Annotated in this window: 10 protein-coding genes; 5 read left to right on the top strand and 5 right to left on the bottom strand. The window is 74.3% G+C overall.

Annotation, left to right across the window (positions count from 1 at the left end; translation table 11 throughout):
- On the bottom strand, window positions 1-396 hold a 396-nt coding region (locus KSNIM_RS04700; RefSeq protein ID WP_263101955.1), incomplete at its 3' end, for a MerR family DNA-binding transcriptional regulator.
- Window positions 397-465: 69 nt separating this feature from the next.
- On the opposite strand from KSNIM_RS04700, the gene KSNIM_RS04695 reads away from it, so the two are divergent.
- Together KSNIM_RS04695 and KSNIM_RS04690 are read left to right on the top strand one after the other, a co-directional pair.
- A complete protein-coding gene (locus KSNIM_RS04695) occupies window positions 466-1,740 on the top strand; it encodes an erythromycin esterase family protein (RefSeq protein ID WP_263101954.1) in 1,275 nt (424 codons plus the stop codon).
- 344 nt (window positions 1,741-2,084) lie between these two features.
- Window positions 2,085-3,416 carry an FAD-binding oxidoreductase gene (locus KSNIM_RS04690; protein WP_263101953.1) on the top strand — a complete coding sequence of 444 codons (1,332 nt, stop codon included), beginning with the start codon at window positions 2,085-2,087 and terminating at the stop codon, window positions 3,414-3,416.
- A gap of 77 nt (window positions 3,417-3,493) precedes the next feature.
- Here the strand turns inward: KSNIM_RS04690 and KSNIM_RS04685 are convergent, their stop codons facing one another.
- From KSNIM_RS04685 to KSNIM_RS04675, 3 genes are all read right to left on the bottom strand, one after another.
- Window positions 3,494-4,966, bottom strand: coding sequence for a SulP family inorganic anion transporter (locus KSNIM_RS04685; protein WP_411543658.1), 1,473 nt, complete (start codon window positions 4,964-4,966; stop codon window positions 3,494-3,496).
- Between the two features lie 46 nt (window positions 4,967-5,012).
- On the bottom strand, window positions 5,013-5,612 hold the full coding sequence (locus KSNIM_RS04680; RefSeq protein ID WP_263101951.1) for a carbonic anhydrase: 600 nt from the start codon (window positions 5,610-5,612) through the stop codon (window positions 5,013-5,015).
- Between the two features lie 176 nt (window positions 5,613-5,788).
- Complete coding sequence (locus tag KSNIM_RS04675; RefSeq protein ID WP_263101949.1) at window positions 5,789-6,160, bottom strand: hypothetical protein; 372 nt, start codon at window positions 6,158-6,160, stop codon at window positions 5,789-5,791.
- A 317-nt stretch (window positions 6,161-6,477) separates the two neighbouring features.
- Here KSNIM_RS04675 and KSNIM_RS04670 point away from each other — a divergent pair, with 317 nt between their 5' ends.
- Genes KSNIM_RS04670 through KSNIM_RS04660 form a run of 3 tightly spaced genes read left to right on the top strand, consistent with a single transcriptional unit; the run spans window position 6,478 to window position 9,396 of the window.
- Window positions 6,478-7,152, top strand: coding sequence for a VanZ family protein (locus KSNIM_RS04670; protein WP_263101948.1), 675 nt, complete (start codon window positions 6,478-6,480; stop codon window positions 7,150-7,152).
- 16 nt (window positions 7,153-7,168) lie between these two features.
- Entirely contained in the window at window positions 7,169-8,818 is a 1,650-nt protein-coding gene (pgm, locus tag KSNIM_RS04665; RefSeq protein ID WP_263101947.1) for a phosphoglucomutase (alpha-D-glucose-1,6-bisphosphate-dependent), read from the top strand.
- A 50-nt stretch (window positions 8,819-8,868) separates the two neighbouring features.
- Window positions 8,869-9,396 carry a PadR family transcriptional regulator gene (locus KSNIM_RS04660; protein WP_263101946.1) on the top strand — a complete coding sequence of 176 codons (528 nt, stop codon included), beginning with the start codon at window positions 8,869-8,871 and terminating at the stop codon, window positions 9,394-9,396.
- Between the two features lie 9 nt (window positions 9,397-9,405).
- On the opposite strand, the gene KSNIM_RS04655 is transcribed toward KSNIM_RS04660, so the two are convergent.
- Entirely contained in the window at window positions 9,406-10,431 is a 1,026-nt protein-coding gene (locus tag KSNIM_RS04655; protein WP_263101945.1) for a hypothetical protein, read from the bottom strand.
- Between the last annotated feature and the right edge of the window lie 48 nt (window positions 10,432-10,479).

The raw sequence follows: 10,479 nt of genomic DNA, 5'->3' as shown, positions 1-10,479 counted from the left end.
CCCGCCGCGCGCGTCGACGGACCCGCCCGGCCCCTCCGCGGCCGCCGGCGCCAGGTCGCGCAGCGCGTCCTCCACCGCGCGGAGGGTCTGCCGGTCGCCGAGGAGCTGGGCGTGGCTCTCGTCGATCAGGCGGAACGCCTCGTCGTCCGCGCCCGCGTTCACCGCCCGCATGACCGCCGTGGCCGTTCGGTGGCCGTGCCCGGGCAGCAGGGCGAGGAAGGCGTCCAGCGCCGCCGCGTGCAGCGGGGTGTAGCTGCGGTAGCCGTGCGCGCCGCGCTCGGCGGCCGGCAGGATCCCGGCCTCCTCGTAGTTCCTGACCGCCTGCGTGGACAGCCCGTGCCCGCGCGCCAGATCGACCGGCCGGAGCCGATCGCTGCTTTGAGGGTTTCGTCCCATGGTCCTCCCACTCACCCGGTGATTCCGGGCAAAAGTTTCAACCGAGGCTTCAACGATACCGTTGAAGGCATGGCGACCGACATCAAGGAATCCGTCCGCCCCGTCGACGCTGCCGCGCTGCTGGCGCTGCTGCCGACCCGCCCGCGGGTGCTCGCCCTGGGCGAGCCGACCCACGGCGAGGACGATCTGCTCGACCTGCGCAACGACCTCTTCCGGCAGCTCGTCGAGCAGGAGGGCTACCGCACGATCGCGATCGAGAGCGACTGCCTGGCCGGCCTGCTCGTGGACGCGTACGTCACCACCGGCACCGGCACCCTCGACGAGGTGATGGCGCACGGCTTCAGCCACGGGTTCGGCGCGTCCACGGCCAACCGCGAACTCGTCCGCTGGATGCGCGCCCACAACGACGGCCGGCCCGCCGCCGAGCAGGTGCGCTTCGCCGGTATCGACGGCCCGCTGGAGATCACCGGCGCCGAGAGCCCCCGCAAGGCCCTCACCGCCCTCCACCGCCACCTCGCGGAGCTGGTGGACGCGGACCGGCTCCCGTGCACCGCGGAGACGCTCGACCGGCTGCTCGGCGCCGACGACCGCTGGACCGAACCCGCCGCGATGATGGACCCGACCCGCTCCGCGGGGCAGTCCGCCGAGGCCGCGCAGCTGCGACTGATCGCAGACGACCTGGTGGCCCTGCTCGACGCACTCACCCCGCAACTGACAACCGCGGGCCCGCGCGAGCAGTGGGACGGGCACGTGCAGAGGCACCCGCGCGAGCAGTGGGACCGCGCCCGCCTGTACGGCCGCACCGCCGTCGGCCTGCTGCGCTACCACCACTGGACGGCCGACACCTCGCCCGGCCGGATGACGCGGCTGATCGGCCTGCGCGGCGCGATGATGGCCGACAACCTCCTCGCCCTCGCCGAACGCGGGCCGGTCCTGGTCTTCGCCCACAACAGCCATCTGCAGCGGGAGAAGAGCAGCATGCGGATGGCCGGCCGGCGGCTGGAGTGGTGGAGCGCCGGGGCCCTGGTGGCAGCCCGCCCCGGCGCCGACTACGCCTTCGTCCACACCGCCCTCGGCACGATCCGGCACCGGGGCGTGGACACCCCGCCCCCGGACACCGCCGAAGGACTCCTGTACACGCTCGCGGACGAGCACTGCCTCGTCGACACCCGCCGGCTGGCCGCCGCCCTCGCCGGAACGTCGCCCACGTCCCGCGAGTCCCCGTGGTTCGGCTACGCCCCGTTCGACCCGGCCCAATTGGCCGCCACCGACGGGATCCTGTTCGTCAAGGACGTCGGCCCGCAGAGCTGGAGCGTGTCCTCAAAGGCACACGGGGCCTCGTAGGGGCGCGGGGAACTGCGCAGTCCGGGGGGCCACCGTAGCGACACGGGCCGAGCCGGGATCTGTACGGCGGTCCGCATCCGAGCTGCGCGGTTCCGCCCCGGCCTTCGGCCGGGAGATGCCCCCCCACACGCCCCTTGTGGCTGCCCATGCGCCTTACACGTCACGGCCCAGGACGACCGGAGCGGACGGTGGCGCGGCGGACCCGGTGCCAGACTGGGGAGGCGGGGGCTGCCCGAGACGGGAGTGGCCATGGACACGGTGACCGGCACAGGCACGACCGACCGCGCGGCGGCGCCGCCCGACCTGAGACGGACGGCCTCGCCGCCGCCCTCCGCGGCGACCTGGTGACGCCGGCGGACCCCGGCTACGACCTGGCCCGGCAGATCTGGAACGGCGCTGTCGACCGCAGACCCGCGGCGATCGCCTACTGCGCCGGGGTCGCCGACGTCATCGCCGCCGTCCGCCACGCCGCCGACACCGGGGCGCCGTTCGCCGTCCGCAGCGGCGGCCACAGCTTCCCCGGGCAGTCGCTCTGCGACGGCGGCCTGGTCGCCGACCTGTCCCGGCTCAAGGGCATCCGGATCGACCCGGAGGCCCGCACCGCCCGCGTCCAGGCCGGTGTGCTGCTCGGCGAACTCGACCACGAGACGCAGCAGTTCGGGCAGGCCGTGCCCGCCGGGATCGTCACCCACACCGGCCTCGCCGGCCTCACCCTCGGTGGTGGCATCGGCTGGCTGATGCGCCGCCACGGCCTGACGATCGACCAGTTGCTCTCGGTCGACCTCGTCACCGCCGAGGGCGGCCTCGTCCGGGCGAGCGAGACCGAGAACCCCGAACTCTTCTGGGGCGTCCGCGGCGGCGGCGGGAACTTCGGCGTCGTCACCGAGTTCGAGTTCCGCCTCAACCCGGTCGGCCCGACCGTCCTGGCCGGCCCGATCATCTGGGACGCCGCCGACTCGGCCCGCCTGCTGCGCTTCTACCGCGAGTGGATCGCCGAGGTGCCCGACGGGCTCACCACCGCGGTGGTGCACCGCAAGGCCCTGCCGCTGCCCGAGATTCCCGCCGAGTGGCACGGCCGGCCGATCGCCGTCGTCATCTGCTGCTGGACGGGCGACCTCGACGAGGGCGAGCGGGTGCTGAGGCCGCTGCGCCGCTTCGGCCCGCCGGTCGCCGACCTGTGCCGGGCGAAGCCCTTCACCGAGCACCAGGCGATGCTCGACCCGTCCTATCCGCGGCGTCGCTGGTACTACTTCAAGTCCTTCGACACCGCCGAACTCACCGACGAGATCATCGAGATCACCGCCGACCGGGTCCGCGGGATCCGTTCGCCGCTCACCAGCTTCCCGATCTTCCACCTCGGCGGCGCGATCTCCCGGACGGGCGAGGACGACACCGCGTTCAGCGGCCGTTCGGCCGGCCACACCTTCAACATCAACGGCAGCTGCGCCGGCCCGGAGGGCTTCGACGAGGAACAGGAGTGGGTCCGCGACTTCTGGTCGGCGCTCACCCGCCACCACACCGGCGTCTACGTCAACTTCCTCATGGACGAGGGGGATTCACGCATCGAGCAGGCGTACGGCGCGGCGAAGTACCGGCGGCTGCGCGCGCTCAAGCGGCGGTGGGACCCGGGCAACCTGTTCCGGTTCAACCAGAACATCCCGCCCGCGGAGTCCTGACCCGGCACGGAGAACGGCCCCGTCGCGCCGCCACCCGGGACCACGGGCGGCGGCACGGCGGGTGCGGGCGGTCGGGCTCAGTGCAGCGCGGGCGCGTGCACCGGGTCCACCCCGAACTCGTTGTGCCGGCCCGCCCAGTCCTGCAGCGCGGTGCGGCAGGCGTGGTCGAGGTGGCGCAGCGCGCTCAGGTCCAGCTCGATCGCGCGGTCCCGCGGCAGCGCCTCCAGGGTGTCCAGGATGCGCGGCAGCCGCAGGAAGGTGGCGTTGCCGGAGACGGCGACCCGGATCGGGCCGTCGGTGGTGTCGATGACCTCCAGGTGCACCGAGGAGGTCTCCCACGCCGTCTTCAGCACCGCGAGGACGAGGCCGAGCAGCACGCCCTCGAACATGTTGGTGGCGACGATCGCCACGGCCGTGGCCACCAGCACGACGGCCTCGCCGCGGTGCGAGCGCCACAGCGGCCGGATCGCCGAGACGGGCAGCAGCTTGCTCCCGGCGTGCACCAGCACACCGGCCAGTGCCGCCAGCGGGATCACCCCGAGCGCGACCGGCAGCAGCGCCGCGAACAGCAGCAGCCACAGGCCGTGCATCACCCGGGCGGCCTTGGTGCGGGCCCCGGCCTGGACGTTCGCCGCGCTGCGGACGATGACGGCGGTCATCGGCAGGGCGCCGAGCAGGCCGCAGACGGTGTTGCCGGCGCCCTGGGCGATGAGTTCGCGGTCGTAGTCGGTGCGCGGGCCGTCGTGCAGCCGGTCCACCGCGGCGGCGCTGAACAGGCTCTCCGCGGAGGCGATCAGGGTGAACGCCAGGACGGTGGCGATCGCCCCCGCGTCGGCGAGCACCGCGAGGCCGGAGACGTCCGGCGGCTCGATCACCCCGAGCAGGCCCTTCACCTCCACCTTGGCGACCGGCAGACCGAGGACGGCGACGGCGGCGGTGGCCAGGCCGACCGCGGCGAGCGGCGCGGGCAGGGCCTGCGCCGGGGCGGGCAGCTTCTTCCACAGCACCAGCACCGCCACGGTGCCCGCACCGACGGCGAGCGAGGCGAGGCCGGTGGTGGAGCGGGCGGTGTCGGCGACCAGGCCGGGCAGTCCGGCGATGTTCGCCGGGCCGCTGCCCCGGGCCTTGGCACCGGCGAGTGCGTACAGCTGCCCGGCGATCAGCACCAGGCCGATGCCGGCCAGCATGCCGTGCACCACGGACACCGAGATGGCGCGGAACAGCCGGCCGAGTCTCAGCACACCCATGAGCAGCTGCAGCAGGCCGGCGGCCAGCACGATGACGCCGAGCGCGGTCAGGCCGAACTCGGCGACGGCCTCGTACACCAGCACCGTCAGGCCGGCGGCCGGCCCGGACACCTGGAGGCTGCTGCCGGGCAGCATGCCGGTGAGCAGGCCGCCGACGATGCCGGTGACCAGGCCGAGTTCGGCGGGCACGCCGGAGGCGACGGCGACGCCGACGCAGAGCGGCAGGGCGACGAGGAAGACGACGAGGGAGGCGGCGAAGTCCGCCCGGAGGGCGGGCGGGTCGAATGCGGTTGTGCGCAACATGAGGTCCTCTGTGGGTCGGTCGTGGAACGGCCGGCTCAAGGGCCGCTCAGAGCGGGAGGAAGGCGTCGGCGTCCGGCCGGTGGGCCAGGACGAGGCCGGTGTGCACCTCGTAGAACCAGGCGTGCAGGCGCAGCCGCCCGTCGGCGGTGCGCCGGGCGATGCCCGGGTAGGCGCGCAGCCGGTCGAGCTGCGCGAGGACGTGCCGTTGCACCGGGCCGGCCACCGTGGGGTCGAAGACCTCGGCCGGCCCGGCGAGGGCGGTGCGGTCGGTGGTGGCCAGCCAGCCGCGGACGGCCGGCACGGCGCTGAGGTCGTCGCCCCGGACGACGGCGCCGACCGCGCCGCAGTGCGAGTGGCCGCAGACCACGATGTCGCGGACGGCGAGCACCTCCACGGCGTACTCGACGGTCGCGGCCTCACCGGAGGGACGGTCGGTGCGGTACGGCGGGACGATGTTGCCCGCCGTGCGCAGCTCGAACAGGTCGCCGGGGTCGGCGCCGGTGATCAGGGACGGGACGACCCGTGAGTCGGAGCAGGTGATGAACAGGGCCTGCGGGGACTGCCCGGCCGCCAGGCCGAGGAACTGCCGGCCGTCCTGCGCGGCACGGTCGCGGAACGAACGGGCACGGTCGATCAAGGGGTCCATCGGGGCACACCTCCATGGCCCCGGCGCGCTTCGGCGCGGGGGCGTTGTGCGGACGAGGTCTTCACGCCGCGGCGACCGTGGTCGCCGTGCGCGTGCGGCGGCGCGGCCGGGCGCGGATCAGCGCGGCACGGCAGCGGGCCGGGCAGCGGGGCCCGAGAAGCGGGCACCCGGTCCGCTCAGCAGCGGAAGACCTGGTACACGGAGGCGGTGGCTCCACCAGTGGGTCTGGACGGGTAGGGGAGGGGTGCGCCGGGCGCCCTCGGGCGGGCGTCGTGGACGGATGCCGCCGTCGCCGCCACGATCGGGCCGACCGGTCGCAGGGCGGTGCCGCCGCCCGGGGCGGGCCGTCCGACGACGTGCGGGCCGTGTCGCAGCGGCACGCCCGCGGGCAGCTCCTTCTCCGTCTCCTTGTGCTCGGCGACACCGGCGGAGGCGGCGACCGGGACGCTCTGGCGGGGCTTGAGCGTGCCGGCGGCACCCCCGCCCAGCAGCAGGGCGAGGCCGAGCAGGGCCGCCAGCAGGCCGGTGATCGTGCTGCGCGTGCGCATCGGTGCTCCCCCTCCCGTCGCCGCTCACCTGGACATGTTCACGGTGATAAACGCATCTGATGACGGATCAGTTTCCTCGAGATGTGGAGATCGTGACAGGAAGACGGCCGGTATCGGTACGTGTCCGAGCGATCCGCCCGTGAGTCACGGTGACGGAGAGTGAGGGGGAGCAGGAAGGGCGCACGGGGGTGACGTCACTCGTGCGTGTGATCGTCGGGCGAATTCCCGTCCGCCGGAGCAGAGCCGGTGTCCGTCACTGCGGGTGGCGAACCGGGCACGGCGCGGCCGGCGTCCCCTCTCCCGTGATCGAAGCTGTCATGGACGCATCCCCGCTGCTCTGGCCGGGCGTGCTCGGCTCGCTGGTGCTCGCCCTGCTGCTCGCCCGGCCCGTCGGCCGCCTGCTCGCCGCCCACCGGGTCGCCGGCTTCCTGCTGGTGCTCGCGCTGGGCGGGATCGCCACCCTCACCCTGCTGCCCGACATCCGCCGTCCGCTGTGGGAGAACGCCCGCTACGCCGCCGACGGGTGTGTGACCGGCCTGGCGGGCCCGAGGCCGCTCGCCGAACTGCTGACCGCCACCCAGAGCAGCCTCAACGTGGCGCTGTTCGTGCCGCTGGGCGCCGCCGTCGTGCTGGCCGGTACCTGGCCGCGGAGGATCGCCGGGACGGCCGCGGCCCTCGCCCTGCCGGTCGGGGTGGAGGCCCTCCAGTACGCCCTGCCGGTGCTCGGCCGGGCCTGTGACGAGCAGGACGTCTGGGACAACCTGTTCGGCCTGGCGATCGGTGCCGCGATCGGTCTGATCGGCGCGCCGCCCGTCCGCCGCGCCGTCCGCGCCCTGCGGGCCCGGCGAGCGGCAGCCCGGCCGACGCGCCCGACCGGGTCGGTTGCCGAATGCCGGGCGGCGGCCGGGGTAGGTCTGAAGGCGTATGCGCAGCGGCCGCCGACGGAGGCGGCGCACACGCCCCGCCCCGCCGGTCCGGACGGCGGGCGGTGACCAGGAGGTGGAGACGATGGTGCACGCTCGTGCCGGTGAGCCCGCAGGTCCGCAGGACCTGGTGGACGTGGCCCGGCTGGTGACCGCGTACTGGACGCTGCGCCCCGACCCGGCGCAGCCCGGCCAGCGGGTGGCGTTCGGCACCTCGGGGCACCGGGGCTCCTCGCTGGACACCGCGTTCAACGAGGACCACATCGCCGCGACCACCCAGGCGATCTGCGAGTACCGGGCGGCGCAGGGCACCACCGGCCCGCTGTTCCTCGGCATCGACACCCACGCGCTCTCCGAGCCGGCCCGGGCCACCGCCCTGGAGGTGCTCGCGGCCAACGGCGTCACCGTGCTGCTGGACAGCGAGGACGGCTACACCCCGACCCCGGCGGTCTCGCACGCGATCCTCGCCCACAACCGCGCCCACCCGTCCGGCCCGCTCGCCGACGGCATCGTGGTCACCCCCTCGCACAACCCGCCGCGCGACGGCGGTTTCAAGTACAACCCGCCGAACGGCGGCCCGGCCGGCTCCGCCGCCACCGGCTGGATCCAGGACCGCGCGAACGCCCTGATCGAGGCGGGCCTCGCCGGTGTGCGCCGCATCCCGTACGCGCGGGCGCTGGCCGCCGACACCACCGGCCGCCACGACTACCTCGGCGCCTACACCGAGGACCTCCCGCAGGTGCTCGACCTGGACGCCGTGCGGGCCGCCGGCGTGCGGATCGGAGCCGACCCGCTGGGCGGCGCCTCGGTCGCCTACTGGGGCCGGATCGCCGAGACCCACCGGCTGGACCTGACCGTGGTCAACCCGCTCACCGACCCGACCTGGCGGTTCATGACCCTGGACTGGGACGGCAAGATCCGGATGGACTGCTCCTCGCCCTCCGCGATGGCCTCGCTGATCGGCCGCAAGGACGAGTACACCGTCGCCACCGGCAACGACGCGGACGCCGACCGGCACGGCATCGTCACCCCCGACGGCGGCCTGATGAACCCCAACCACTACCTCGCCGTCGCGATCGACTACCTCTACCGGCACCGCGGGGGCTGGGCGGAGACCGCGGCCGTCGGCAAGACCCTGGTGTCCTCCTCGATGATCGACCGGGTGGCCGCCGAGCTGAAGCGCGAGCTGGTGGAGGTACCGGTCGGCTTCAAGTGGTTCGTCGACGGGCTGCTCGACGGCAGCGTCGCCTTCGGCGGCGAGGAGTCCGCCGGCGCCTCCTTCCTGCGCCGGGACGGCTCCGTCTGGACGACCGACAAGGACGGCATCCTGCTCGCCCTGCTGGCCTCCGAGATCACCGCCGTCACCGAGCGCAGCCCCTCCGAGCTGTACGGCGACCTCACCGCCCGGTTTGGCGACCCCGCCTACGCCCGGGTCGACGCGCCCGCGACCCGGGAGCAGAAGGCCGTGCTCGCGAAGCTCTCGCCCGCGCAGGTCCGCGCCGACCGGCTGGCCGGCGAACCGGTGACCGCGGTGCTGACCGAGGCGCCCGGCAACGGCGCGGCCATCGGCGGCCTCAAGGTCTGCACCGAGAACGCGTGGTTCGCGGCCCGCCCCTCCGGCACCGAGGACGTCTACAAGATCTACGCCGAGAGCTTCCACGGCCCCGAGCACCTCGCCCAGGTCCAGGCCGAGGCCCGCGCGGTCGTCGCCGAGGCGCTCGGCGCGACGGACTGACCGGCCCGGCCGGACGGCGCTGCCCCGCACCGACGATCTAGGATCGGTCCATGTCGCTGCCGCACGCCATCCTCACCGCCCTGTTGGAGAAGCCGTCCTCGGGGCTGGAGTTGACGCGCCGCTTCGACAAGTCGATCCGCTACTTCTGGTCCGCCACCCACCAGCAGATCTACCGCGAGCTCGGGCGGCTGGAGAAGGACGGCCTGATCCGCGCCGTCCCCCAGCCGCCCAGCCGCGGCCAGCGCAAGGAGTACGAGGTGCTCCCGGAAGGGCGGGCGGCCCTCGCCGAGTGGATCGGGCAGCCCCAGGACCCGCGGCCGATCCGCGACCCGCTGCTGCTGCGCCTGCGCGCCGCCGCCGCGGTCGGCACCGGCACCTCGCTGAAGGACGAGCTGCGCCGTCACCTCGACCTGCACCAGCGGCAGTTGGAGGAGTACCGGGAGATCGAGCTGCGGGACTTCCCGGCCGAGCGGGCGAACGCGGAGAGCCGCCTGCAGCACCTGGTGCTGCAGGCCGGGATCGGCCTGGAGACCCACTGGGTGGAGTGGCTGGAGGCCGCACTCGCCGAGTACGGGTGAACCGGGCCCTCAGTGCCGGTGTCGCTGCCACTGGCGGAACCGCCACACCAGGCAGGAGCCGATCGACACCCCGACCACCCCGGCGGCGACCGCCAGCCATCGCTGGTTGGCGATGTGGGCCCCGGTGAACACCATGATCACCGAGACGGCGAACGGCACCACCAGCACCGCGGCCGTCCGCAGCAAGACCAGCATCGCGAGCGGCCGCACCCGGCCCCGGCCGCGGGTCCGCGCCGCCTGGTCCCGCTCGTCCTCGACCAGCCCGAACAGGATCGACGCCCGGGTCGCCAGCCGCAGCGTCGCCGAGCGGTACGCCACGCCCAGCACCGGCACCCAGACGAACGGCAGCATCACGCCGACCGCGACCAGCAGCACGATCCCGGCCCAGCGCAGGTACCGCAGCCGCCCGGCCGCCGCACTGCTGCCGCCCGGTGAGATCACGCCGAGCACGTACGCCATCCGCTCGACCACGTGCAGCCACTCGCGCATCGACAGCTTCGGCGCGGGCTCGCCGCCCGCGGTGCCCTCCTCCGTGCCCTCGTCCGTGTCCTCTCCCGCGCTCTGCGCCGTGCGGTCCGCCGTGTCCGAGGGCTCCGGCAGCTCGGCGATCGCCCGCCGGGCCTCCTCGCGGGTGGGGTAGGCGCCCTGCAGCACCAGCATGTCCACGGCGCGCTCCGGATCGGTGGCCGACCGTCCGGACAGTTCGGCGAGCTCCAGCACCATCCGGCCCTGGGCGAGCAGCGCGGCGCAGAACATCACCGGGATCAGGCCTATGAAGGGCCCGCCGACGAAGGCGCCCTCCGCGATCGCGGTGTGCACGCCCCGCTCGATCACGGTGTCCTTGAGCCGCTCCGGCGGCACCGACCTGCGCATCTTCGCGAGCCGGTCGACGGACTCCCGGCCGAGCCGCTCGACGCCGAACAGGGCGGCCCGTTCGGCCATGTGCGTGGGGTCGTGCCGGATCCGTCCGAGCAGATCGATCGGCGGCCACGGGGTGCGGCCGCGCTCGGGTGCACGGGGCTCGGCACCAGCCATCCGAGCTGCCTCCGTCCCGTGCCGCGGCGGGCCTGTCAGGGCTTGTCC

It is taken from the genome of Kitasatospora sp. DSM 101779 (assembly GCF_025655475.1).
In the GTDB taxonomy this organism is placed as follows: Bacteria; Actinomycetota; Actinomycetes; order Streptomycetales; family Streptomycetaceae; genus Kitasatospora.
The sequence above is the reverse complement of the archived record's forward strand: the minus strand, read 5'-3'. Positions and strand labels throughout refer to the sequence as shown.